Consider the following 333-nt stretch of genomic DNA (forward strand, 5'->3'; position numbering starts at 1 on the left):
TTTCGAGTTTCGAGTTTCGAAAGATTAAAATGCAGGAGAGTTAAAAGGCCAAGGTGTATGTTGCGCTCTGAGGAGTTCGTGGCGTTCTTTAATCCGTGGGTGTCAGAGACTCAACCCACGCTACGGTGTCCAGGTTGACACTGTGCGGCTGATAGCTGACGGCTTAACGCTGAAAGCTATACTTTATCCCAGACAACAAAAAACCCGTCACATTGCTGTAACGGGTTTCTCTTATTTGGAGCCTGGCGATGACCTACTTTCACATAGCAAATGCTACACTATCATCGGCGCTGTTTCGTTTCCCTACTGAGTTCGGCATGTGTTCAGGTGCGT

Annotated in this window: 1 rRNA gene; it reads right to left on the bottom strand. The window is 47.7% G+C overall.

From position 1 onward, the window contains the following. Window positions 1–240: 240 nt before the first annotated feature. Window positions 241–333, bottom strand: a 5S ribosomal RNA gene (gene rrf, locus CWB85_RS23060); the annotation flags it as partial.

Origin of the sequence: Pseudoalteromonas sp. S1727, assembly GCF_005886375.1 — a bacterium.
Lineage (GTDB): Bacteria > Pseudomonadota > Gammaproteobacteria > Enterobacterales > Alteromonadaceae > Pseudoalteromonas > Pseudoalteromonas haloplanktis.